General features: G+C 57.3%; 21 protein-coding genes and 1 tRNA gene. 10 read left to right on the forward strand and 12 right to left on the reverse strand.

Going from position 1 to position 23017, the window contains the following annotated elements:
• The first annotated feature begins 30 nt into the window (after positions 1–30).
• Together C2I35_RS11285 and C2I35_RS11290 are read left to right on the forward strand one after the other, a co-directional pair.
• Entirely contained in the window at positions 31–945 is a 915-nt protein-coding gene (locus C2I35_RS11285) for a sulfite exporter TauE/SafE family protein (protein ID WP_103763150.1), read from the forward strand.
• Positions 945–1697, forward strand: a complete 753-nt coding sequence (locus tag C2I35_RS11290; protein ID WP_103763151.1) for a TIGR02186 family protein — start codon at positions 945–947, stop codon at positions 1695–1697. Before C2I35_RS11285 ends, C2I35_RS11290 begins: the two co-directional genes overlap by 1 nt.
• A gap of 190 nt (positions 1698–1887) precedes the next feature.
• Here the strand turns inward: C2I35_RS11290 and C2I35_RS11295 are convergent, their stop codons facing one another.
• The 5 genes from C2I35_RS11295 to C2I35_RS11310 all read right to left on the reverse strand — a co-directional run bounded on the left by C2I35_RS11295 (position 1888) and on the right by C2I35_RS11310 (position 6989).
• On the reverse strand, positions 1888–2529 hold the full coding sequence (locus C2I35_RS11295) for an NAD(P)-dependent oxidoreductase (protein ID WP_103763152.1): 642 nt from the start codon (positions 2527–2529) through the stop codon (positions 1888–1890).
• A 67-nt stretch (positions 2530–2596) separates the two neighbouring features.
• Positions 2597–3409, reverse strand: coding sequence for a CE1 family esterase (locus C2I35_RS11300; RefSeq protein WP_103763153.1), 813 nt, complete (start codon positions 3407–3409; stop codon positions 2597–2599).
• Positions 3410–3539: 130 nt separating this feature from the next.
• A complete protein-coding gene (locus C2I35_RS22150) occupies positions 3540–3710 on the reverse strand; it encodes a hypothetical protein (protein ID WP_170067187.1) in 171 nt (56 codons plus the stop codon).
• A gap of 15 nt (positions 3711–3725) precedes the next feature.
• Positions 3726–5111, reverse strand: a complete 1386-nt coding sequence (locus C2I35_RS11305) for an ammonium transporter (RefSeq protein WP_103763154.1) — start codon at positions 5109–5111, stop codon at positions 3726–3728.
• 444 nt (positions 5112–5555) lie between these two features.
• Positions 5556–6989, reverse strand: a complete 1434-nt coding sequence (locus C2I35_RS11310) for an FAD-binding oxidoreductase (protein WP_103763155.1) — start codon at positions 6987–6989, stop codon at positions 5556–5558.
• Positions 6990–7090: 101 nt separating this feature from the next.
• Here C2I35_RS11310 and C2I35_RS11315 point away from each other — a divergent pair.
• From C2I35_RS11315 to C2I35_RS11325, 3 genes are all read left to right on the forward strand, one after another.
• Positions 7091–7167: transfer RNA gene (locus tag C2I35_RS11315), tRNA-Met, on the forward strand.
• Positions 7168–7405: 238 nt separating this feature from the next.
• Positions 7406–8194: a hypothetical protein gene (locus C2I35_RS11320; protein ID WP_146050018.1), complete on the forward strand. Its 789-nt coding sequence runs from the start codon at positions 7406–7408 to the stop codon at positions 8192–8194.
• On the forward strand, positions 8194–8733 hold the full coding sequence (locus C2I35_RS11325) for a type II toxin-antitoxin system VapC family toxin (protein WP_103763157.1): 540 nt from the start codon (positions 8194–8196) through the stop codon (positions 8731–8733). The genes C2I35_RS11320 and C2I35_RS11325 overlap by 1 nt, the downstream gene beginning before the upstream one ends.
• A gap of 42 nt (positions 8734–8775) precedes the next feature.
• On the opposite strand, the gene C2I35_RS11330 is transcribed toward C2I35_RS11325, so the two are convergent.
• On the reverse strand, positions 8776–9270 hold the full coding sequence (locus C2I35_RS11330) for a hypothetical protein (RefSeq protein WP_103763158.1): 495 nt from the start codon (positions 9268–9270) through the stop codon (positions 8776–8778).
• Between the two features lie 74 nt (positions 9271–9344).
• Positions 9345–9968, reverse strand: a complete 624-nt coding sequence (locus C2I35_RS11335) for a hypothetical protein (RefSeq protein ID WP_146050019.1) — start codon at positions 9966–9968, stop codon at positions 9345–9347.
• A 237-nt stretch (positions 9969–10205) separates the two neighbouring features.
• Between C2I35_RS11335 and C2I35_RS11340 the strand changes: the two genes are divergently transcribed.
• The 3 genes from C2I35_RS11340 (at position 10206) to C2I35_RS11355 (ending at position 13045) form a co-directional block, all read left to right on the forward strand.
• Positions 10206–10457, forward strand: coding sequence for a hypothetical protein (locus C2I35_RS11340; protein WP_103763160.1), 252 nt, complete (start codon positions 10206–10208; stop codon positions 10455–10457).
• Positions 10458–10887: 430 nt separating this feature from the next.
• Entirely contained in the window at positions 10888–11451 is a 564-nt protein-coding gene (locus C2I35_RS21885) for a hypothetical protein (protein ID WP_146050020.1), read from the forward strand.
• A 1174-nt stretch (positions 11452–12625) separates the two neighbouring features.
• Entirely contained in the window at positions 12626–13045 is a 420-nt protein-coding gene (locus C2I35_RS11355) for a response regulator (protein WP_170067188.1), read from the forward strand.
• Positions 13046–13244: 199 nt separating this feature from the next.
• On the opposite strand, the gene C2I35_RS11360 is transcribed toward C2I35_RS11355, so the two are convergent.
• On the reverse strand, positions 13245–14750 hold the full coding sequence (locus C2I35_RS11360; RefSeq protein WP_170067189.1) for an ATP-binding protein: 1506 nt from the start codon (positions 14748–14750) through the stop codon (positions 13245–13247).
• Positions 14751–15165: 415 nt separating this feature from the next.
• On the opposite strand from C2I35_RS11360, the gene C2I35_RS11365 reads away from it, so the two are divergent.
• Positions 15166–15534 carry a hypothetical protein gene (locus C2I35_RS11365; protein ID WP_103763165.1) on the forward strand — a complete coding sequence of 123 codons (369 nt, stop codon included), beginning with the start codon at positions 15166–15168 and terminating at the stop codon, positions 15532–15534.
• Positions 15535–16332: 798 nt separating this feature from the next.
• Here the strand turns inward: C2I35_RS11365 and C2I35_RS11370 are convergent.
• Positions 16333–16704, reverse strand: coding sequence for a Rid family hydrolase (locus C2I35_RS11370; protein WP_103763437.1), 372 nt, complete (start codon positions 16702–16704; stop codon positions 16333–16335).
• 297 nt (positions 16705–17001) lie between these two features.
• Between C2I35_RS11370 and C2I35_RS11375 the strand changes: the two genes are divergently transcribed.
• Positions 17002–18102 (forward strand): cache domain-containing protein, encoded by a 1101-nt coding sequence (locus C2I35_RS11375; protein ID WP_103763166.1) that lies wholly within the window; start codon positions 17002–17004, stop codon positions 18100–18102.
• A gap of 433 nt (positions 18103–18535) precedes the next feature.
• Here C2I35_RS11375 and C2I35_RS11380 read toward each other — a convergent pair whose 3' ends face one another.
• The 3 genes from C2I35_RS11380 to C2I35_RS11390 form a co-directional block, all read right to left on the reverse strand.
• On the reverse strand, positions 18536–18847 hold the full coding sequence (locus C2I35_RS11380; RefSeq protein ID WP_103763167.1) for a hypothetical protein: 312 nt from the start codon (positions 18845–18847) through the stop codon (positions 18536–18538).
• A gap of 230 nt (positions 18848–19077) precedes the next feature.
• The gene (locus C2I35_RS11385; protein WP_103763168.1) at positions 19078–21051 is read right to left on the reverse strand and encodes a hypothetical protein; all 1974 of its coding nucleotides are present in this window, start codon (positions 21049–21051) and stop codon (positions 19078–19080) included.
• The gene (locus C2I35_RS11390) at positions 21051–22994 is read right to left on the reverse strand and encodes a cell wall hydrolase (RefSeq protein WP_170067190.1); all 1944 of its coding nucleotides are present in this window, start codon (positions 22992–22994) and stop codon (positions 21051–21053) included. The genes C2I35_RS11385 and C2I35_RS11390 overlap by 1 nt, the downstream gene beginning before the upstream one ends.
• Positions 22995–23017: the final 23 nt, after the last annotated feature.

Consider the following 23017-nt stretch of genomic DNA (forward strand, 5'->3'; position numbering starts at 1 on the left):
AAAAGCCCTGAGGCGGGGCTAACACGGGTTATGCAGATCTACCTTCCCATCGCCGAGGTTTCGGTCAACGCGTTCCTGCTTTTGGGACTGGGCGGATTGGTGGGTGTGCTGTCGGGCATGTTCGGCGTGGGCGGTGGGTTCCTGATGACGCCGCTTCTGTTCTTTATCGGCATTCCGCCGGCGGTGGCCGTGGCGACCGAGGCGAACCAGATCGTCGCGTCGTCCTTTTCGGGCGTGCTGGCGCATCTGAGGCGAAAAACCGTTGATCTCCGAATGGGCACCGTGCTGCTCATAGGGGGCCTGATCGGGGCCGCGCTGGGTGTCGTGGTGTTCAACTACTTGCGCTCGTTGGGGCAGGTCGATCTGCTGGTGCGGCTGTGCTATGTCGTGTTCCTCGGCATTATCGGCGGGATGATGTTCTTTGAAAGCCTGCGGGCGATCCGGCGCAGCAAGTCGGGCAAGCCCGCGGCGCGGAAGAAACACACCTGGATCCAGAAGCTGCCGTTCAAGATGCGCTTCCGCACAAGCGGGCTTTATATCAGCGTCATTCCCCCGGTGTTGGTGGGTATCGCTGTGGGCGTGCTGGCGGCGATCATGGGCGTGGGTGGCGGGTTCATCATGGTGCCTGCGATGATCTACCTGCTGGGCATGCCGACCAAGGTGGTCGTGGGCACGTCGCTGTTCCAGATCATTTTCGTGACCGCCTTCACCACGCTCTTGCACGCCACCACGAACTTTACCGTGGACGTTGCGCTGGCCGTTCTGCTGTTGATCGGGGGCGTGATCGGGGCGCAGATCGGGACGACGATCGGCACTCGGATGAAGGCCGAGCAATTGCGCATCCTGTTGGCAATGATGGTGCTGGCGGTCTGCTTCAAACTGGCGCTGGATCTGCTGATCATGCCGTCGGAGCTCTATTCCATCGGCGCGGCGGAGGGACATTGATGCGCTGGCTGATTGCCCTTCTGTTCATGGCCGGGCCGCTGATGGCCGAGGAGGTCGTGCTGGGTTTGAGCCGGGACAAGGTGGCGATCACGGCGACCTTCGACGGCTCGGAGATCCTGGTGTTCGGTGCGGTCAAGCGTGAGGCGCCGGTGCCCGAGGAACCGCTGGATGTGATCGTGACCATTGCGGGGCCGAGCAAGCCCGTGGTGGTGCGCCGCAAGGAGCGTCGGTTCGGGATCTGGGTCAATGTCGACTCTGTCGAGGTGGACCGGGCGCCGTCCTTCTATGCAATCGCAACGACCGGGCCGCTCGACAAGGTTCTGTCGAATGTCGAGGACCTGCGCCACAGCATCTCGATCCCGCGAGCGATCCGGTCGGTCGGCGCGGCAAGTGCCACGGTCGATCCGCAGGCGTTTACCGAGGCGGTGATCCGTATTCGCAAGGCCAACGGGGCCTACAGCCTGCAGGAAGGGGCGGTGTCGCTGGACGAGCAGACACTGTTCCGCACCTCGATCGAGATGCCGGCGAACCTGACGGAAGGGGCCTATGCGACGCGGATCTTCCTGACGCGCGGCGGCGAGATCGTGGCGACCTACGAGACGGCCATCGGGGTGCAGAAGGTCGGGCTGGAGCGGTGGATCTTCAACCTGTCGCGGGAACAGCCGCTGATCTATGGCCTGATGTCGCTGGCCATCGCAATCGCGGCGGGCTGGGGCGCGTCAGCGGCGTTCCGGGCGATACGCGACCGCTGAGCATTTCGGGACCCGAAGGTTAAGGCCGCCAATTCGTCAATTTCGAGTGTCGGTATCGCGTCGGTATTCGGGTGGTATCACGACAGTGCCAGTTCCGCCGGATGACAGGTTAACGGGTCTCGCGGATTTCGCGAACGCAGCATCCATTAGGTGAATAAAAGCTTAACGCGATAAGTCCAGTTCCGCGAATTCACCGGGTGAGGACGACATCGCCGCGGATGTCGAGACCATCCTCGATCGCGTCGACCAGGTAACAGGCGGTATCAGCGCGCGAGATCAGGCCGTTGCGCCACGCCTCGGGCTCTCGCAACACCTTGCAGGTGCCGGTGCGGGCGCCGTTGGACAGGATCACGGGGCGGGCGATGGTCCAGTCGAGCGGGCTGTCCATGATCAGCGCCTCCTGCCGGTCCTTGTCGGCGTAGGGTCGGCCCAGAATGGCCTTGTGCCCGAGGCTCTCAACGCTGCTCATGGCGGCGCGACTGCGACCCGCGCCGAAGCCGGTGACGGCGACGAGGCGGGAAACGCCCGCCGTCTGCATGGCGTCCAGAAGGATGCGGGTGGTTTCCGAAAAGAGCGTGACCTCTTTCCAGAGCATCGAGACGCTTTCCTTGATCCCCAGTGCGTAAATCACCGCGTCGGTGCCCTTGAGCGCATCTGCCACGTTGGCGGGGTCGAGCGCGTCGCCGGGGAAAGGCTCCAGCCCGGGGCGGGAGGCCATGTCGCCGGCGGAGCGGGCAAAGGCACGGACGGTGTGATCGCGGCGTAGCGCCTCGTCAACAGCGCATTGGCCGATGCCGGATGTGGCGCCGAGGATAGTGATGTGCTGGCTCATGCGGCTCCTTTGGGTGGCATTCGTTTCAGGACCTAGCGGCGGCGGGGGCGAGGTAAAGTGCGTCTGGTCAACCGGAGAAGATCAGGTTCCACGCGGCGGCGATCCACTCGGTGCGAAAGCTGTGGCCGCCGGGATGCAGGCATTTGGTCAGACGCGTGTCGTTGGGGGCGGTCCACGCGTCGCAGGTCAGGCCGTCGTGCAAGGCGGGGGTCTTCGACGTCTCGTGCCCGCCGACCCGGCGGTACATGGCGAGGACGGTTTCGACATCGCCCTGCCGTGCCTCGCCGATGGCGCGGCCCGCGAGCGGGACGATCCGGTCGGACGTGCCGTGGACATGGATGATATCGGCGGGGGGTGTCGTGCAGCTGTCCGGCGTGGGCGCCCAGAAGGTGCCGGCGACGGGAATGAACCCGGCATAGTCGGCGGGCCGGTGGCAGGCCAGTGTCCAGATCATCATCCCGCCCGCGGAAAAGCCGGCCACGACGATGCGGTCCGGGTCGATCGCGGTGTTGGCCAGGATGTCGTCGCGCAGGGCGTCGAAATAGCCCAGCTCGGTTTCGGGAGACGTGACGCCGCCCGAGGGCGTGCCGGGCAGGCGCCAGTCGTCACCCTTGGCGTTGGCCGCGACCAGCGCGATGCCAAGCAGGTCGGCCATGCCGCGCAGCGCGCCGTTGCGCATCGTGCCCGCCGCCGAGCCCTTGTAGCCATGGGCGAAGATCAGTGCGCCCATGGGCGTGGTGCCGTCCTGCCCCCGTGGCAGGTATATGCGGTAGCTGCGGTCGCCAATCCGGCAGTCGGTGTCGGGCCCGCAGGCGAAGGCCGGAAGACCGGGTAAGGTCAGGGTGAGGATGAGGGCGAGGGGGGCGAGCAACTGTTTCATGCCAACAGGGTTAGCATCGAAGGCGTAGGGTAACAGGGCTAATCGGAGCCTTCACGGCCATTTGACCCTGCCCCCATGCAAGACGCCCCGCGGCGGGACCGCGGGGCGTCTCAAGCAGGTGAGCCGAGGCTTACTTGTGCTTCTTGTACTTGGTCGACTCGATGCCGTTGCCAAAGAGCAGGGCGGCGATGCAGATGCCGATGGCGATCAGGCTGTAGACCAGCGTGTGGCCACCAGCACCGCCGACGAAGATCACGCCGCTGACACCGTCCCAGGATGCGTTTTCAAAGGGAAATCCCATGGTTCTTTCCTTTCGTTACTGCGACGCCGGGGGCGACGCCATGATGCCTTCGGGATAGGCCTGTGCCGGTACCTTGACCGTGTCCAGACCCGCGATTTCGGCCGCCTCGGGCACGCGCAGCATCCCCACCATTTTCAGGATGAGAGAGCTGACATAGCCGGTGCTGAACCCGATCACCACGAAGACGACGATGCCGACAAGCTGACCCATAAAGCTGACCGTCGGTGCGCCTTCGCCGGTGAGGGCGGGGTAACCGCTGGCGAAGATGCCCAGCATCAGCATGCCGAAGACGCCCATCGTTCCGTGCACGGTGACCGCGCCGACGGCGTCGTCGATCCCCATGTTTTCGAGGATCGTGGCGGCGGGTTTCAACATGATGCCCGCGCAGATGGCGATGATGAAGGTCAGCGACGGGAAGTAGATGTCGAGACCCGAGGCCACCGAGATGAGGCCCGCCAGCGCGCCGGACATCATCCAGAACGGATCGCGGGTGAACAGCCATGCGCCGATGATGCCGCCGGACACGCCCATCAGGATGTTGAAGGTCAGTGCGCCAAGATTGGTGGGCGTGCCGTAGATCGTGGTGAAGTTTGCACCCCAGGACCAAGCCTCGCCACCGACGACCAGGCAGGCCATCAGGAAGCCCCAGAAGCCGACGACGATGAGCATGAGGCCCGTGGCCGTGAAGGGCATGTTGTGGCCGGCAAGGTTGTTGGCCGTGCCGTCGGGATTGAACTTGCCGATGCGCGGGCCGAGGTTGATCAGAACGCCGAGCGCGAAGAAGGCCGCGACCGCGTGGACAAGCCCCGCTGCGCCGAAGTCATGCACGCCCCAGTCCTGTACCAGCCAGCCATCCGCGTGCCAGCCCCAGGCCGCCGCGAGCGTCCAGCTGAAGCCGCCGAGGATGATGGCGAGGATGACGAAGCCCACGGTCTGGATCCGTTCGATCACGGCGCCGGACATGATAGAGGCGGTGGTAGCGGCAAAGAGCGTGAAGGCGCCCCAGAAGACGCCGTCGATCTGGTCTTCGGTGTTGGGGCCCATGTAGGCTGCCGACTCTCCCCAAGGGAAGGCGATGGCGTTGGCATAGCCCGCGCCGGAGATCCCGTTGGGTCCTTCGGAGAGCGAGAAGCCCGTGGGGAAACCCCAGTAAACCCACCAGCCGAAGAAATAGAAGGCCGGTATGACGAACGCGAAGGCGAGGATGTTCTTGACCCCCGACGACAACGCGTTCTTGGCGCGCGATGCCCCCATTTCATAGGCAAGGAAGCCTGCGTGGATGATGATCATGAGGGGGATGGAGAGGTAATAGTACGTCTCCGCGAACATGGTGTTGGTCATGTTCCCCTTCGCCTCCATCGCGGCCACCTGGGCCGCAAGTTCCGCGAGTTGTTCTTCCATTTTTCTTTTACCTCCGTGTTGGCCGGAGTGCGCAGTCCCGTACGCTTCGATTCCGGCGACGCCATTACTCAAGCGGGTCCAACGCGTTCCGCCAAACGTTTTTTCGGCTGCGGAAGGGACGGGAAGGCAGCGTTTTCTGGGCGGGTCGGAGGAGGGGACGAGCCATTGCGGTATCGGGTGCGCGGCTCCTTGTGGGGCGTAAGGTTATGAAAATTCTTCGTAAACCAGAGAATGCAGAGCGGTGGGGCTCACAGCCTGGGTTTGAAGTCGGTGGATGCCTTCTACCTTTGGTTGCGCGTTAAAATTTTTCGACGCCCACAGGGCTTGAACCAAAAATATACCAATAAATGCGTAAATTTTAAGCGGCCAGCGGTGGTCAAGTGATCAAAAAGACCGGATCTGTACCAAAGAGCCGGCGCGCTGCTTCGCCGGTACTGCGCCGGATCATGACCCGGATGGCGGTAGGACCTTGCCGGGGTTGAGTATGCCTTGCGGGTCCAGCGCGGCCTTGATGCTGCGCATGATGTCGAGCGCCACTGGGTCCTTGTGGCGGGCCATGGCAGGGCGTTTGGACAGCCCGACGCCATGTTCTGCCGAGAAAGACCCGCCGAGCGAGATCGCCACATCCTCGACCGCGCGGACAATGGCGGCATGCGCTTCGGTGTCGTCGGTCGAGGGCCAGCCGGAGAAATGCAGGTTGCCGTCGCCAAGATGGGCCACGTGCAGAAACCGGATGCCGGGGTCGATGGCGCGGGTCTCGGCCTCGATCCCTTCGATCAGGTCGGCCATGCGGTCGAGCGGGACGGCGATGTCGTTGTCGACGACCGGGGAATGCAGGCGGGTCAGCTCGGCGGCGGCCTCGCGCCTTGCCCACATCTCGGACCGCTGGGCGGCGTTCTGGGCCACGGTGGCGTCAAGGATGTCGCCGGCCTCGAGCATGTCCGAAAGCACGGTTTCAAGATGGGTGGCCATGGGCACGGCGCCTTTGGCGTCCGGCGTGGCATCGCGGGCCGACAGGGCGCCGAGTTCGAGGAAGATGTTGACGTCGTGGCGGTCGTCGAAGGGCGCACGGGCGTCGGGATGGCGCGTGAGGTGCGCGTCTATGTAGTTGCCGGGCATCAGCTCGAACGCCTCGACCGAGTTGGCGGTTTCGGCCTGAAGCCGATGCAGGAGCTTGAGGGCGGCGTCGATCGAGGGGCAGGCGGCCATGGCGCTGACATAGGCACGGGGCCTGGGCGCGAGTTTCAGGACGGCGGCGGTGATGATGCCGAGCGTCCCCTCGGCGCCGATCAGCAGGTCGCGCAGGTCGTAGCCGGAATTGTCCTTGTGCACGGGGCTCATCAGGTCGAGCACGCGGCCATCGGCCATGACCGCCTCTATCCCGAGGCAGAGGCCGCGGGTGGAGCCATAGCGCACCACGTTCGAGCCCCCCGCGTTTGTCGAGAGCGCGCCGCCGATCATGGCCGAGCCGCGTGCGCCGAAGGTAAGCGGAAAGATCAGGTCGTGGGCTTCGGCAGCCTCGTGCAGGTGGGCGAGGATGACGCCGGCCTCGACCACCGCGACACGGGCGTCGGGGCGGATCTCGCGGATGGTGTTGAGGCGGTCGAGCGACAGGAGCAGCCCGCCGCCGGCGTCGGTGCCGTGGGTGAGGCCGGTGTTGCCCGAGATCGGCACGACGGGGGTGCCGTGAAGCGAGGCGGCTTGCAGGATGGCGGAGACCTGGCCGGTGTCGGCGGGGCGCAGAACGGCCAGTGGCTCGGGTCGGCGATCCCCCATCCAGTCGATCCGGTAGGGCGCGGCGGCGTCGCCGGTCAGCACATGGGGCGCGCCGAGGGCGTTGCGAAGGTCGGAAAGCAGGGTGTCTGCATCTGTTGGCATGGTATGCAGAGTGAGCGCGGCGCGGGGTCGCCGCAAGATGAAAAAGGGCGAATTCCGGACTTGACGCCTTGGTACGCCTGTCTTAACTAGCGCCACGGTTTGGCGGAGTAGCTCAGGTGGTTAGAGCAGCGGAATCATAATCCGCGTGTCGGGGGTTCAAGTCCCTCCTCCGCTACCAAAACATCCCTGCAAGCATCAGAAATTTAATTATAAAACGGCGCTTTCGTTGCCGTGTCCCATCATTTCTACCATCATGTGGTCAGTTAGTGCGTTGTGTATGCAATTCGCGCGCAGAGAAGGCTGACATCGCCGACTATGGAGTTTCGGATCCAAACGGCACAGTGCACAGGCGACGGTCAGAGAATTCTTTACCGGGACTCGCCAGACGCGTAGAATCTGAACTGCTGGAGGCGTTCTTGGCCAAATTGAAAATCAGATTTGTTTTGAACAAAGGGCGCAGGGGCGCGCCTTTGGGGAAGCTTGGCCGGATTTCTGAGCAAGCTGAGAAATTCTTGCGCGCGCTTTCAAAAGACTGCGGTGTCGATGCGAAACCTGGAGAATGGTTGGCCGCCGACTTTGAAAACCATTCCGTTCAGTTTGATGCGGAATTCCAAGGCGTTGTTGATGCTGGCTTGGCGCAGGTCTTCGAGCGCAGTATTGAGGTGTTGGCCGATTTTGACCCTGACCGTGATGGTCTAAACGGGATGGTCAGAGATTCGACGGCCTTGGAATACGCCAAAATCGGAAATTTGATAGATCCTGACGAGGAAATAGGCTTGGGGATTATCCCGCATCGTGGCGGGAGTCCGAAATGGCGGGCAATTACGTATTCAAAGGCGCAGTCGATGCGTTCCCGTGTCGAAAAGCCAATCCCCGCCATAGGTGGAATTCAAGGAGTGATCCACTCATGGGTCAAAGGCGTCGGTCACCCTTACATTCAGGTCCGTGAGTTGTCATCCAACCAACTCGTCAAAGTGCTTTATGGAAGAAGCCAGCATTCACTTGTTGCTGACGCAATGGAGGAGGCGAATACGGTAGTTCTTGTCTCCGGTGAGTGCACTTACGACCGGGTTAATCGGAGTATTGTTTCTATGAGTTTAGAGCGGTTGAAGAAAACCGCATCGTTGTCTCCAGATGATTTTGATAGAATTTTCGGGTCCTTCCCAGAGTTTCAGCCCGAAGATGATTTGGATGACGCATCCTGATGAGCGCAACTCCCGCTGTATATATGGACGCGTGCTGCTTCATAGATGTTGTGAAGTTTGACGTGTCGGCTCGACTTGAGGACGGGAGAGAGCAAGAGGTCTGGTACATTAAGAAACTGATGCAGGCTCACAGAGACAGGGAAATAACAGTCTACACGTCAACGATATCTATTGCTGAGGCTTCCCATGCCGGGAGCACACCTGTTCCGCAAGGCGTGCAAAACGCGTTGGAGTCTTTGTTGGTTTCAGGGCAATACGCCTTTCTTGTACAGGCTGATCCATTCGTATGCACGGACGCGCGCAACCTTCGTTGGAATGAAGGCATCGCCCTCAAAGGGCCTGATAGTGTCCATCTGGCGTCGGCTTTGAGTGCAGATTGTTCTGAATTCCACTCAATGGATGGCAGGTTTGAGCGAGTTGCGGGTTACGGTTCCCGAATAGAAGAAAAAGGGCTGAGAGTTTGCCAGCCATCGCAAACCACCTTACTCCCAGCAAAATATCTGCAGGGTGACCTTCTTGATGGTGAAAGTAGGCACTGAATCTTAGCCGCCTCTTCTTAGACCCCGTGTCAATCTGAACCCTTATGTGCATGAACTCGCCACCACCAACGGCGGATCCGCCGGAAAGCTGCGCACGTCGAACCAGGTGAACCACGTCCCATCCGGGTTGCATTTGTTCCCCCAGCACAAGCCCTCTGCACCCTGCCGGATCAGCGCCGCACGGAATGCGTTGAGGTCGATCAGATACCAACGCTCTACAGCCGTCTGAGAGGCGTTGGCGTGGCCGTAGAACAGCCAATCGCCTTTCCCATTCACTATCTTGGAAAGCTCCGTCTCAGCACCTGAAGGAAGCCGTGAGCGCACTGTGAACTGATAAGGGTAGCGGTCTGCATATCCCGGCCTGCGCACCCGTGCCGCAATCCGCATATCGCGGGCGTCCAGCATGACCAGATCCGTTGCTTGGGTCATGTCGAGCATATCGGGAGCCGCTTGCAATAGGTGGCTCCCGACGATGCTCTTGATCTGCGGTATGAACTGGTCAGACCACTGGCGGTTAATGTCGTACTGAAATGTCATTTTTGAAATAGCCTTAATGGGGAAAGGCAGCCCACGATTGCAGGCTGCCTCCGACGACAAGGAAAAGGGCGGCCTTAGTCTTCACCTCCCTTCTCAGCCACCGCTTCGCTCTCTTTTGCTCGCTTGGCCTCGATTTTGGCTTTGAGGGTTTCCAGTTCCTGCTCGAGGTTTCCACCATCCTCTACAGCTGTAGTGAGTGCCTCCCGAAACATTGCTGTTTCTTCGTCGTCAAAACCTTGAAGAAGCGAGGCGACTTCACGCTCCGATAAGCGCTGCCGCTCGGCTTCTTTACGCTCCTGTCGGCTTTTGGCGGACAGGACATCGGACAGTCGATCAAGCTTTCCCACAGCGTTACGCGTAGCATCTTCAAGTCGGTTGGCCAGGTAGAGTGCCGCGTCTCTTTCAGGCGAAGGCACTTCCAAGTCTCCATGCCTCACGATGACTGCAAGTGCACATGAAAGTTGCAGCGCTTCTTCGACGCCTTCAGGGTAGTCATCACCGTTCGGGTGTAGGAGCCGTCGGGCAGAACGGATGACTTCATCAGGCTCAGTTGGCAGGCTTGCCTCGTACTGCGCCTGTCTCTCGCGAAGCTTTTTTGCATCCTCGACATGATCAAGAAAGAGACCTTCGGAGCACAACGCGATGCCTCCAACACTCTGGTTTTCCCAGTTCGTTACGGGTCGAGTTCCATTGTCCATTTTATCCTCCATTAGGTTGCGAAGTTGTAGACCGCACCGTTGACTGCGATCCGAGAAATGGTTGCGAGGTTCACAGAGCGCGGCGCTTGCGCTTCTGCATCCCAGACAGGCATCAGGGGCGGGTGCCGCTCTGCGCGATTGTAATCATCGCCAGTATTCCTACTGACTGATAACTATCTATCACTAGACGTAACTGATAACAAGTGTATCACTGATAATAAAGTATCAGGAGAACCTATGGCTATTTCGAAGTCACAAATCAAAGCGGCTCGAACCCTTGCTGGGTTGACGCAATTTGAATTGTGCAACCTCGCCAGAATTCCGTTAATCACGCTTAGGCGAGTGGAAGGCAAACCAGACCACAAGGGGCTAGTGTCCGAAGAGATAGTTGCAGAAATAGTAAGCACCCTGGAAAACCAGGGCATCCAATTCCTCGATGACGGTCAGGTGGCCACAGGACCAGGCGTGGCTTTGAAAGCGCTGGAATAGAGCGATGAGTTAGCCATTATTTCGGCATAAACAGTCTCCAGAAAATGAAAAATGCGGCAACCGCCAATCACAGACAGTTGCCGCTTTCGTCATGAAAATCAGTTTAAAACACTCGTTACTGATAGCCATCTTTGCGTTCTGTCCGTGCGTTAAATGTGGCGCGATTGTGTCCGAAATTAGCCGTTCAGGGTTATCTGCGAAACAACCCGTTTCGAAAAACGAACTGCAACGTAAGTCTTCGAACTTTGTTCCAATCGCACGTCACGCCTTGCGGTAGATTGCCGTCGTCTACCCGCGAAAAACGCTGGATTTTGCCGTCTGAACGGACCGGATCAGAAGGGGCATCGAAATTTTCGCGCGCGTGCTTATCCCTTTCGAAGCAGGTCGTTTGATTGGCCTGCAACTTGGAAAAGTACGAAAGGTTAGCACAATGAAACTCAAGACAGTCGCATTGACCACCGCACTTACCTCGACCCTCGCGCTGCCGCTGTATGCACAAGGCGTCGGCGCAGATGCCGGTGCAAGCGCTGGCGTCGGCGGAGTTGGCGCTGGAGTGGGCGCTGATGCCGGTGCAGGCGTTGATGCAGGTGTCGGTGGACTTGGCGCAAACGCTGGAGTGGGCGCAGGCGCGAGCACCGACGGCGCAAATGTCGGTGTCGATTCCAACGCCAGCGCGTCTTCAGAGGCTTCAACTGGTGACACAGCTGCTGGTGTGAACGTCGGTGCTGAAGTCGCATCCGCAGACGGTCAGTCCATCGGCACCATCGCTGACACGCGCACGAGCGCCACAGGAACTGCCCAAGCCGTGATTGACGTAAATCCCGCCCTCGGCCTGGGTGTTGGTCAGGTTGCGGTAGACGCAGCTGGACTGCAGACCGATTCAGAGGCTGGTGTCTCCATCGGCATGGCTGCGCAAGACTTCCGCGAGAGCATTCAGGCTCAACTGGAGGCGCGGGCCGGTGCAGAAGCGACAACCGGCGCGAATGACGGCTAAATGCGTGAAGAAAGAAGTTACGCCAGGCCGCTTCGTCAGCGGCCTGGTACTAGGCAGTTCTACATGTCGACAAATGTCGCCCAAAACTGAGTGCTAGTACGGAAATTACGTGGAGCGGTAACAGATTTGTTAAAAATGCCTGCTCAACATTTCCGTTACCAATCTCAACGCAAAGCGTAATCGCATTGAGGAGTAATGGGGATAGAAGCCAAAAACATTCAAACAAAATTGCGACCGTGCAAGGCCAGTGCGGGTAACCTGCTATTAAACTAGAGTGGGTGGCGCATCACTTCATAATTCTATAGGAGCAAATCTATAGGCGAGGATTTGAACCCCATCAGCCTCGCCTGTCTCCTTGTAACTGCGACCGGGCGTGCCTCGGTCGCTTTTTCTCTGCTCAGACTATGTTGACGCTTTTAAAGCACAAGGAAAACGACGCCGATTAAGACCGTCAACAACAGGGTGTAAGCCAAATACATGTGTAACCAATTCAAAATGGGAAAGCCTCGACTTTTGCAAACAGAAGTTTCTAACGACAAACAACACGTAAAAGTTCCGAAGTTTCTGTGATTACACGGAAGAACTCCGAATTGCTCTATTGATCCAAGACAGTTTTCAGCCAAAAAATTGCGCCCACACTTCCTAGGCGTGAGCGCAATCAGGTTTGTGAGTGGTATATATGATTGTGTCGATCCTAACAGAACCTAAGCGCCATCATCAATAAGCTTGGAAGGCTACATGGACAACCATAATGGGTTGTCGGCACGACCTTGCCAATCTCTCTATGCGCGTGACGGAGTTGTTGAGAAAACAACGGACGTGTGTTGCGCTATGAAAGCGGTCGTCTTTCCCCAGGGCATCCGTGTGGCGGTTACTCCCCGCCACCGCAGCCGAACAGTCCCGAGAATGTGCAGCTGCGAAAAACTAACAGCCTTAATTGGGGGCTGGGCGGCTGGAAGGTCAATATCCTTTCAGTCGCTTGCCGTTAACGGTCGAAACTTATTCACGCGACCGCTTGAGTTATTGTTCGGACTTTTCCTTACCCACGCGATGCGTCTGTTTCTTTGTTATGTCTTATTTAATTCTGCGAATCACTGAACATGGCTTAGTTCGATTTGACTGTTCAACACTTGAGCGAGTAATCGAAGCATGCATCTCGGAGCAAGATCACTACATGAACCAAATACCTGTACTCATTATCGAGGACGATCCTGTAGTAGCGCTCGACCTAGAGCTAGCGTTTCAGGCATACGGTCTTGATGACGTGAGAACATGTAAGAGCATCGAGGACGCTGACCGTGAAATCACGCTACGCGCACCAAAGGTCGCAATAGTAGATTTAGCTATGGATTGCGGAACCCAAAGTGCGGAGGTTGCTGGACGGTTAATTCAGGTAGATTGCCACGTCATACTCCTCGCGAACTTCAAGGAAGACATCCGAAATCTTCCGCCCAGCTTGGGTTACTGTGACGTGATCGAAAAACCATTTCGGGATGCCGACCTGCGTGCAAAACTGGAACGCGTTTCCGGTCTTAGCCTTGTCAGGGCGACAAGCTTAGATGTGGCACCGAACATCGAAAAGGGCACAAGTTGAGATCAAAACAGAGATGATCGCAATCATGTGCCGCGCGTCGGGTTAACGGTACATTAACCTTTTGATGCGACAATCCCCTCATAGGGGAGCCGCCGATGACCATAGAACGACTGGAAGAAGCAGAGCGGATCCTTGCGGATTACGCAGCAAAATATGGCCTCACAGATGAAGCCAGAGCCTATTTCTCTTCACCGAGCGGCTATTCGGAAAGCGTAACCGTAAAGGTCGTTCCTTCGCCTTCAGCTGTATCGAACTCGATTTGTCCGCCGTGGTGATCAACAATGGCCTTAACGATGCTCATGCCAAGACCGGTGCCTTTTTGCGTTGCTGTATAACTCTCAGGCGACCGCGTGAATCGGTCGAACAGTTCTTGTTGCAAAGACGCTGGAATGCCTTTGCCATGGTCGCGGATCCAAAAACCGTTTCCACTTGAGGTTAGTCCAACTTCAACCACTCCTCCAGCCGACGAAGCCTTCACCGCATTCGATAGCAAATTGCTCAGAACTTGGAGCAAGCGAGCTTCATCGCCAACTATGACACTTGGATTGGCATTGCCGCTCGCTAAGTCGAGGCTCACGTTGTACTGATCAGCATACGGCAACATGTCTTCAACTGCCCTGACAACCAGCGCCGACAGGTCAATTCTTCGGTGATCGACAGAGAATTCATTCGAGTTGAGCTTCTCCAAGTCGAGAATGTTTTCGACAAGGTGTATCAGCCTATCAGCGTTTCGTGTGGCTGCATCAAGTAGCACCCGCATATTTTCTGGGAGCTGATCACGCTCCATTGTGAGGAGTTTCACAGCGCCATTTATCGAAGTAATCGGCGTGCGAAGTTCGTGCGATACAGTCGCTATGAGTTCATCCTTGGCCTTGCGAAGTGCTGTTTCCTCACTGATGTCTCGTACAACACCTACTACGCCAAGCTTTGCATCAGCGTCGCCGTTAAGAGGGGCCATGAAGACTTCGCCGGGGAATATTGATCCGTCCTTCTTGCGAAGGTTCATTTCGAAACGGTTTACGGCCTTCTGCAGCGCCTTGTCGTAGACCCGTTCACCTTGGCGTTCGTATTCATCGACGCTGGGGTAAAGAACCGATGTGCTTTGCCCCACAAGCTTGTCTCGGTCTAAGCCAAACAGCTTTTCGCCTGACGAATTGACCATTTGGATCCTGCGCTCATCGTTCGCTGTAATGATCGCGTCCGGAACCGCCTCGACAATGGCATTGAGAAGCATGGTCTTCTCCGAAATCTCGCGTGTGCGTTCCGACTTAAGCCATTCCTGGCCCAACCAGCGCCCGAACAGTCGCACCAACTCGGCTTCCATCGCTCTGAAAGCTTTTCGCTCGTCGGGACCGGAAAAGTTCAATGTGCCGACGCGTTCTTTGCCCACCAGCAAAGGAACGCCGATGTAACTCTCCAATCCGAAATTCTGGTAGCATGGGTGGTCGGCGATTGCGGATTGGCCAGCGTGATGGAAGTATGTCACGTCATCTGCCACGAGGGTATGGGTGCAATACGTTTTGGACACATCAAAGGTCGCACCTGGTTCAGGAGCCCATTCAGGTCCAGATACGTGATGCACCTCGTAGACACTGCCGTCGATACGGCTGACGATACCAAGTGGCAAATTGAGAGCATCACAGCCCAAGCGCAGCAGCCGCGATATCTTCTCATCAAGTTCGATATCGGGGTCGAGCGACAGCATGAATAGCTGCCTTAAGGCGGCGTCATGTCGGCCTAGGAAGTGTTTCCACTCCTCGGAAGCATAACGAAGGTCGTAATTGGACATGGGCACCCCGGTAAACTTGATATCTCGACTGGCGCAAATTTATAGAAGGATTTTCGAAGAACTCAATTCTAAGCATTTCCGGGGAATAGGACTTTACCCAGACCGAGGAACCCTCGAAACGGTTCAGGGACAAAAGCAGAAGCCTTGTGCCGATCAGTACTGTTTTCTTCAGCATGAAATGATTGGCTTTCGGTCCTCTGCTCACTGCAATCCAAAATTGCATGAACTAACTTGAAGTGGCACGAAAGTGTGCATATGAGCGAGAATCAGTCCTTGCAGCCACACCAAAGATTCACTTCCCGAGCAGAGAAAACATAGTAACTTCGCCGAGATGAAACCGACTTTAGAAGATCAACGAACACTCGCATCGTTAGAGAAATCGCTTTGGGATAAAGACCTGCATTTCGAAAGTGATGACGTGAATTACACGCTTACTGCAAAGTTCGTCGAAGATGATCGCTCGGGACAGCGCCACGAAAGAACGAGCGAATTTGTAGCGGAGAAGCGCGCTCAACTCACTGAAGTGAAGTTGCCCCTATCGGATTACTCCGTCGAACTGGTTGCAGAAGATATGGCCATGGTCACGTACATGTGCGAAGTGCGGTTCGATGGCACCCTGGAGATACTTCACTGCGTTTCGCTTTGGGCAAAGATTGGTAGTCTTTGGCAATTGCAGCTTCATCAAACGACCCCTCGCTGAGGGTAATACTCGACCGCCGCTGCGCATAGCCGGTCGGCGCGAGACACAGCGCGGTTGACCGTGGACTTGTTAACTCCTGTTTTTTCCGAGGTTTCAGAGGCAAACCTTTTGGGCTGGCCGGGGCCGGTAATACTGGTGCAAGTTGCACCAGTATTCTTACGCGCCTCCCAAAGTTCTTTTCTCTTGGCGAGGTGTTCAGGCATCTGCGTCGGAGTCGGGGCTGCTACAGGGTTTGGTCGCTTTAGTATCGAAGAGTATACGCCGTTGTTTTCGTTGGATCGGCTCAGTTTGCCAGTAGCAGAATACTCAAGACCCCAATAACGAGGATCGCATAGCAGCGACGTTTGCGCACTCTTACAGCTCTTTCGGGAACACAATTCTCTTTGATGTCGAATTTCTCTGCTGCTTCAGTCTTGCTCATCATTCCTGATCACCTGGGGACTCGCCACAAGGCTGCCTGTCTTCTTTTTGATTGAACGCTTTCGTTCTGCGCTACGGAAAACGCTGCGCCATATCAAAAGTGAAATGCACCTTCTGGCGGTCGAGAACGAGACTCAATGAAGCCAACAAAGTGACAATCGCGACTAAGTGAGAAACACTCCGTTTTCAGGATCAGTCTTTTGTTGATAGAGTCGGCATTGCCAGAGGCAACGCCCTAAGGGTTCTACCCAGAAAATTGCTGCGGCCTAAGCCAAAGTTGGGTGCGCGGGGGAATGGAATTTCGGGGTATCTGTTTCAATGGCATCTTTCATTTGGCGTCGAATTCGTCGGATTATTCGCTCAGACGCGACAATGTAGTCATGACGCTGCCGTGTCGCCTGAAACTACCGCATCAACTTCAATCTCAACTAACCATTCCGGGTTTACAAACCGGGTGACAGCCATAATCGTATCCACTGGCCGGGCTTCGAGGCAGTATCTCTTTCGCGCCTCAATGGCGTCTTTCCAATTCTCTATATCTGTCAGAATAACTCTTGTCCGCACGATATCGTGGATACCGGAGCCAGCCTGTTCGAGAGCGGCTTTGATGATCTCGAAGCATTGGGTAGTTTGCGCAAACACGTCTCCGACGCCTACGGTTTTACCTTCCGCATCGACTGGAGCAGTTCCACCTACCGAAATGTATGGACCTACGCGAACTGCGCGACTGAACCCGACGATTTCCTCCATAGGGTTTCCATTCGAGACAAGCTGCCGCATGTGAGTGACCTCCACTATGGATCGGATTTCAACACATGATAAACCAGCTTCTTCGATGCACAATGCGGACGTTCGTGCGCAGTGCAACATTCGGCAAATTGAGCTCGGAGCAGACCTTCCACATGTTAAGGCCGAAAGAAACCGGGTCGTCATAATATTGCCGGATTTCCATTCTAACGACGCCAGGGTGTGGCTGTAGTCGGGATATATTCAAATCAGGAAAGCCGACTGGCCCAGCTCAAGTAATTTGTGGTTGGGGGGACAGATATGCCTTACGTCGAGATCAGAAGCCAGAGCGGCTCGCAGCAACAAAAATTACACGCACCTCGTCTTGCCAACTCAGTTCTTGGATTTGTCGTCATATGCGGGTTCCTGGGCATGTTGGCAATCTGGTGGCCGATCCATCAGCATGCTCGGAATTTCGAAGCTCAAGTGGAAGCCACCAATGCTACTCGAGGAGCGAAGGCGATTAGACTCGCCGTGTCCCGCGCGTTGGAGCGTGAATGGGAAAGTCTTAGGGCGGTCGCTGGGCAGATTGCGTCAAAGGATTACGACGAGGTACGCGCCTTTACGGATGCGGTTCTTGTAGCCGGTGGTCGTGTAAGCTGGGCTGGTCTCGCGGATCTTTCGGGAACAATTCGAGTTGGATCAAATGGACTGAGAGAGGGGACTTCAGTATCAGGCACCGACTGGTACAGGCGAGGACTCCGAGGGCCATTCTTCGGTGCAATGACGTCCTCGGCCACCGAGCAGTCGCATGACCGTAAGGAAGTGTTGAACATATCGGTGCCGGTTAAATCGCCAGATGGAAGTGTTAAAGGCGTATATGTCTATAGCCTTAAAGCCAGCTGGCTTAGGCAGTATGTGGAAGCGGCTGCAGATGATCTCGAACTCGTCACGTACGTTGTCGATGCACGCGGACGCTCTGTTTTCGACCAGGATCAAGAGAATCAGCCCAATCTCACGCCTGTCGACCTCAGCTCTCTTTCGCTAAACATCGGCTCTGCACAAATCATCGAAGACAAAAATGGTGAGCGAAACATTTATGCTGTCGCACCAGAATTAACTATCGGCAATGCTCCACCGACTGGTTTGTCCGTCGTGGTACGCATCCCGCCGTCAAACTTCGGTGAAGATGCATCGCAACTATCTTCTGCGATGTGGATGAGCTTATTCAGCCTCGTGGGCATCCTCGCGATATTTTCTATGTTCTTTACCCGTCATTTCGTGCGTCCTTTGGAAAGATTGACCGATATCGCAACAGAGATTGCTGACGGCAAAGAGCCGTACCCGGAGGAATACGATTCAAGTCGCGAAAGTGAAAAGCTCTCGGAAGCTCTCAGTCGTATTCAAAGCCGGTATTACTAGCTTCTCGGCACTACAGGAAAGTTGGCAAACGATCCGCGCTCACACAGGACATTTTCTACAAAGTCCATGAGGGTTCGCCGCACGGCGAAAGCTAAGCCGAGCTGGCGTTTTGCCGCCTGGTCGACCTAAACTTGTCTGTCATTAAAATCGGTGGCAAATCATCAATAGCCAAGTTCTTTGGCGAAGAGGCAAGCTATCTCAGCACGCGTGAGTGGTGTCGGTGACTGTCTCACGTTCCGTTCGTCGGTTCCGTCTCGTTTTGCAAGAGCAGCAATAATCGCAAGCATGTCTTTCCCCGTCATTTCGACGCCCCCGATCCTCACTCACGGATCGACCGGCGGAAAGTTTCACGAAAAGTCAGAAGCCTATCTGATTATCGCTAGCTGTTACCAGTGACCCGCTCCAATAAGCCTTCGCCGCTCAGCCACCCATTTCAGCGCCACCCTTCGGGAACCGGCGAAACTTCAACCAGAGCGCCCAGGCCGTCGCCGAGGGGCATTTCGCATAGCGGCAGACCTAGCTTGCCCTCATATTCGTGAAGCCTGAGAAGCACCGCCACTTCCATGAGGAAACGCTCGCGAATGTAGGGGCCGCCACGCGCCCGCATGGCCTTCAGTTGGTCATAGAAATGGGCGTACTCGTCCAGTCGCGTAATTTCGGGAACGTCCTGACACTCGCGGACCAGCCGTTCTACGATTGCCTCCGCGCTTGCATCGAGTTCATCGCCAACATATTTTTCATGCATGATCGAAGCCCTTTGGAATACCGTGTTCACCGCTACTCACATTGCCCATGAATGATTTCCTGATAACCATTGCTGCGGTGCTGGCCGGAAACGCCTTGACTGCCTGCTTTGTCTTCGGTGCGCTGACTATGGTGAAGGAGGCCCGGCAAGGAGTAAGCGAAACCAACCATAGCCTCTGGATATATCCGGCTATGGTGGTCCCGCTTCTCTTCTTCGCCTTGGGGGCCTACCTAATTGACCTCGGCCCTGGCACCCCCGCGCAGCAAAGCTTCAGCCAATCGGCGCATTGACTGGCTAACACGGTCTTCGCGTAGAGCCTTTGCCAGTTGCTGCTTAGGGTTCCTGGACATGAGTATCTTGGCAATGAGCATGCGCGTCTCATCAGTTTGCCCCCTGGCGACCGGACCCAGAGCGCTTGCAACCCGTGAAATGGCACTGCCGGGCTGGAAGTTCGCCATATCCCGCGCTGCTGCTGCAACGCCTGATGTTGCGTCCGTCATGCCTTCGATGTCTTGAAGGTTGTCTGCGGTCTTTGACCCTTGCAGCGCCCGGTTCTGCGTCTCAAACATGGTGTTTTCACGATCCATGCGATTTCGGAACAGCGCCGGGTCATTCGCCATTGCCTGCGATTCCGCCCGGCGCTTGGTGCTGGCCATTTCCCGCGCCGGGTTGGGCAGGACCGCCTTGTTGCGCTCAATCTCACTTGCAATCTGATCGCCGTACCCAATCCGTGCCGCACGCTGTTGTTGCTCGGGCATGGCCTTATATGCCGGAACGGTGTCACCTGCGCGGCCACGTTTCGCCATATCCGAACCAGCCTCAAAAGCATCAATCACACCAGATCCGGCACGGTAGTTCTGCTGTGCGAAGCGAAACAGGTCTGAGCTCTCAGAAAGCGAGGCTTCCAGGCTGTCACGAATGGGCTTTAGGGCTTCCCCAAGCGCCCCATCCCCGGCCTTGTATGCCTTGTCCACTTCGTCACGCACCTGCCGATATATGCCAAGGACACTGTTATAGTCCGAAAGAGTCGTGGGATTACCGTCCGGGTCAACACCTGCCAGACGCTTACGCAACTTTTCATACTCCCGAACAATCTTGGTAGGCTTGATGCCGCTGTTGGTCATCTGGCCTATGGTGGCGTCAAGTTGGCTAATCGTAGGGCGTACATCGACCGGGCTGGCGTCCTGTGCGGCTTGGTCATACATCGCATCCGCGACTTTCTTGCGGTTGGCCCGTACATCGCCCTCCCAAGTAGCGCGGGTTTTACCATCAGTCCCGAATGCTTCGTCAATAAAGCCAACTGTCCGGTCCTTGGCGTCGGCTTGACGGGTCATCAAATATTCGCGGATTTCATCGGCGGCATCACCGCCCGAACGCGCCAGACCCGACGCCTGCCGTTGACCCGCAATGCCCATTGCGTCCATGAGCGTGTATTCCGGCTGTCCTTCACGGGCCGCAAGCAGCACATCATCCGAAAGCTGGCTCGGGACCTTCTTGGATTTTCTGACACCGCTCATCACGGCACGATTGGCCTTACCCTGGTTGGCGCGCTTCAGAAGGGCGTCGACAATACCAGTCATGGGGTCAACAACCGCATTCTTGATGGCCGCGCCACCAGCAACCGCCAGGGGCGCTGCGCCGCCAACAGCACCACCAATGCCTGCGCCACGGCCTGCCGACTTTGCAAGCCCTCCGAGACCTTGTGTTGAATCATTGTCCGAGCCACCGCCTGCGAGTGCACCTTCGGTCGCACCTATCCCGATCCCTCGGAGTGCCGTGCCCCAGAGCGAGGAACCGCCAGCAAGTGGAGCAGAGGCCACGCTTGACCCGGCTGCACCCAGGAATTCACCCGCGTTATACACATTGGGGTTTGACTCCTCCGCCTGCGCGTTCTTCATGCGCTGCCGATTGGTGGCTCCTTTGACCCTATCACTGAAGGAATCCGAGTAGTCGAACCAGTTGCGGGATCCGTCAGGGTTTCTGGTGATACCGAACACACCTGCATCGACACCGCCGATTTCATCAGCGGTCCAGAAGGAAGCTCCTTGTCCCATCCCTCGGCCCAAAGAGCGCGCTTTGCCGCTGAAGTCCTCAACGGCTGCGCTGTTGGTGGAAGATCCGCCCTGTGGTTCCTCAGGGAAACCCATGCCGTCAGCCTGCTGTTGAGCAAGCCTGAGGCGCATACGGAGTTCATCTTCGGTCATTACTGCCCCCTTTGCGCTTTGCGCGCTTCATCAAGTTGTTGAAGTTGTTCAAAGGTCAGGGTGTCGAGGTCTATCTTTTTGAAGTCCTCAGAACTCAGCCCGATGTAAGGGTTGTCTGAGCTTACCTGGTCCTTGTTACCCTTTGGAGCCTCGAAGCCCTCAAGCGGGTTGGCACGGTTGCGCAGCTTGTCAAAGGCTTCAGCCCGCGTCAGCTTGCCCGCCCGTAGGTCTTGTACGATTGCCGCGCCTTCCGCGTCGTATTGCGCAATGCCACGCATGGTCCGAATGATTGTTTCGTTGCCGCCCGGCTGGTTGATGATGCGCGGAAGCGATTGCTTGAACAGTGCAAGGTCCGCATCCGACATGGGGCCGGAGCCGGGTTGGCGCTGCTCGGGAACAAGCGAGTTGATAAGCGCCGTTGCAGCCTGAATGTCCTCCAGGCCCTCGGTTTTAATGCCCCACTCCCCGGCATATTGCTTGGCTAGAGCGCCAAACCCAGACGGACTTTCCGATAGAAGGCTTTCAAGTTGGTCAATGCGACCGAGATTGCGCTGTGCCGCAAGGCCGCTCTCGGAAACCGCTGCAAGCGCCTGCGCATCGGTCTTGGCGAACTCCTCAGCAAACTTGCCGCCGCCGTTGTTCACAGTGACGTTCGTTCCACCGCCGCCGACTTGGTAAACCTTGCCGTCGGCACCGCGCTGGTAGGCACCGTCAGGCAAACCAAGCTGCTGCACCTCTTGCGGCGACAGCATGGAGAACTCCGGTTGAGCCTCGAAACCCTCGACCGGCACGTACCGTCCTTGTTGAGCATCCCACGTCGCATCAACGCCGTTAATGTCCACCACGTCCGGCGCTTGTTGCCCCATACGCTCCATTTCCATTTGGTTCATCTGGAATTGCTGCTGCTCAAGAGGCGTCATCGGCTGGCTTTGCGCGAACTTGCGCTGAAGCAATGCCTCGGCAATGGCCTTCTGACCCGGCGGCATAAATTCGTCCGGTGCCGACAGCATTTGCGCCAACTGGACAATTGAGGGATCTATGCCGCCCGCTTGTGCGGTCTGGACGCCGCCACGGGGCGAACTACCGCCCCCACCTGGGTTGCCGTCACCGAAGCCGAACACATGGTTCCCAATGCGCTTCCAGTTTCCGCCAGCCTGCATGCCCCACTTCGGGGTCGCTACAGACGGGTTGTAGTAGTGCGTTGCTCCGCCTGTAGGGTCGTCGTAGTGGCCCGCGAGAAGCATATCAGCCGCTTGCAGCGCGGTCTGGCTGGGCTGGATGCGGTTCATATCAAGCCCGCCCTCACCACCTGCATAGCCCGTTACGCTGTTCCATGCCGAGAATTGGCCGGGCTTCATGATGACGCCTTGCAAACCATCGCCATACCCGCCTGCTTTGACGCGGTTGTTGATGACGGCACCTGCGGCGAGCATACCATCCAAGCCCTCACCACCGGCTTCCGCTTCCAGCGTTTTTGCCAATAGGATGCGGTCCTGTGGGTTTCCGACTTCACGGCCTATATCATATGATACGCCGCCGACCGTCTCGGTCGGGTTTTGCCCCGACGCAAAAGCTTCGTCGGACTGCCCCATATCGAGGCCCATGCGTTCTTGCGTGGATTGGGGCTGTGCACTGAAGTTGCCTGCGGTCTGTCCGGTGGCACCGGAGCCGGTGTAAGAGCCGCTGTAACCGCCCTGTGCGCCACCTGGAGCGCCCATGAGCCCTTCCCACAGCCCGGAGTATTGCTCACGCAGTTTCTCGGCTGCCTCCGTGTTCTGGCGGTCTACTCCGCGCGCAACGAGGGCTTTTGCAATCGCGTGGACGCCTTCCCCTGCGTTGCGTGGGGTGCGCGTATTCTGTTTTTGCAACGCATCGACAATCTTCCGACGCTGCTGCAGTTGTTCGTAGGAGACTCCAGTCCCCGCTCCAAATGAGTAAAGCATTACATATGCCCTCCTGCTTTGCG

The sequence above is a fragment of the Roseovarius confluentis genome, from assembly GCF_002917925.1.
In the GTDB taxonomy this organism is placed as follows: domain Bacteria; phylum Pseudomonadota; class Alphaproteobacteria; order Rhodobacterales; family Rhodobacteraceae; genus Roseovarius; species Roseovarius confluentis.

What these genes read in the sequence shown, in the direction of transcription:
- C2I35_RS11380 (WP_103763167.1), bottom strand. Translation starts at nt 18,847, where the DNA reads ATGCATGAAAAATATGTTGGCGATGAACTCGATGCAAGCGCGGAGGCA.
- C2I35_RS11365 (WP_103763165.1), top strand. Translation starts at nt 15,166, where the DNA reads ATGAAACCGACTTTAGAAGATCAACGAACACTCGCATCGTTAGAGAAA.
- C2I35_RS11360 (WP_170067189.1), bottom strand. Translation starts at nt 14,750, where the DNA reads ATGCTGTCGCTCGACCCCGATATCGAACTTGATGAGAAGATATCGCGG.
- C2I35_RS11390 (WP_170067190.1), bottom strand. Translation starts at nt 22,994, where the DNA reads ATGCTTTACTCATTTGGAGCGGGGACTGGAGTCTCCTACGAACAACTG.
- C2I35_RS11375 (WP_103763166.1), top strand. Translation starts at nt 17,002, where the DNA reads ATGCCTTACGTCGAGATCAGAAGCCAGAGCGGCTCGCAGCAACAAAAA.
- C2I35_RS11285 (WP_103763150.1), top strand. Translation starts at nt 31, where the DNA reads ATGCAGATCTACCTTCCCATCGCCGAGGTTTCGGTCAACGCGTTCCTG.
- C2I35_RS11325 (WP_103763157.1), top strand. Translation starts at nt 8,194, where the DNA reads ATGAGCGCAACTCCCGCTGTATATATGGACGCGTGCTGCTTCATAGAT.
- C2I35_RS11370 (WP_103763437.1), bottom strand. Translation starts at nt 16,704, where the DNA reads ATGGAGGAAATCGTCGGGTTCAGTCGCGCAGTTCGCGTAGGTCCATAC.
- C2I35_RS11310 (WP_103763155.1), bottom strand. Translation starts at nt 6,989, where the DNA reads ATGCCAACAGATGCAGACACCCTGCTTTCCGACCTTCGCAACGCCCTC.
- C2I35_RS11385 (WP_103763168.1), bottom strand. Translation starts at nt 21,051, where the DNA reads ATGACCGAAGATGAACTCCGTATGCGCCTCAGGCTTGCTCAACAGCAG.
- C2I35_RS11300 (WP_103763153.1), bottom strand. Translation starts at nt 3,409, where the DNA reads ATGAAACAGTTGCTCGCCCCCCTCGCCCTCATCCTCACCCTGACCTTA.
- C2I35_RS11340 (WP_103763160.1), top strand. Translation starts at nt 10,206, where the DNA reads ATGGCTATTTCGAAGTCACAAATCAAAGCGGCTCGAACCCTTGCTGGG.
- C2I35_RS11335 (WP_146050019.1), bottom strand. Translation starts at nt 9,968, where the DNA reads ATGGACAATGGAACTCGACCCGTAACGAACTGGGAAAACCAGAGTGTT.
- C2I35_RS21885 (WP_146050020.1), top strand. Translation starts at nt 10,888, where the DNA reads ATGAAACTCAAGACAGTCGCATTGACCACCGCACTTACCTCGACCCTC.
- C2I35_RS11295 (WP_103763152.1), bottom strand. Translation starts at nt 2,529, where the DNA reads ATGAGCCAGCACATCACTATCCTCGGCGCCACATCCGGCATCGGCCAA.
- C2I35_RS22150 (WP_170067187.1), bottom strand. Translation starts at nt 3,710, where the DNA reads ATGGGATTTCCCTTTGAAAACGCATCCTGGGACGGTGTCAGCGGCGTG.
- C2I35_RS11290 (WP_103763151.1), top strand. Translation starts at nt 945, where the DNA reads ATGCGCTGGCTGATTGCCCTTCTGTTCATGGCCGGGCCGCTGATGGCC.
- C2I35_RS11305 (WP_103763154.1), bottom strand. Translation starts at nt 5,111, where the DNA reads ATGGAAGAACAACTCGCGGAACTTGCGGCCCAGGTGGCCGCGATGGAG.
- C2I35_RS11330 (WP_103763158.1), bottom strand. Translation starts at nt 9,270, where the DNA reads ATGACATTTCAGTACGACATTAACCGCCAGTGGTCTGACCAGTTCATA.
- C2I35_RS11355 (WP_170067188.1), top strand. Translation starts at nt 12,626, where the DNA reads ATGAACCAAATACCTGTACTCATTATCGAGGACGATCCTGTAGTAGCG.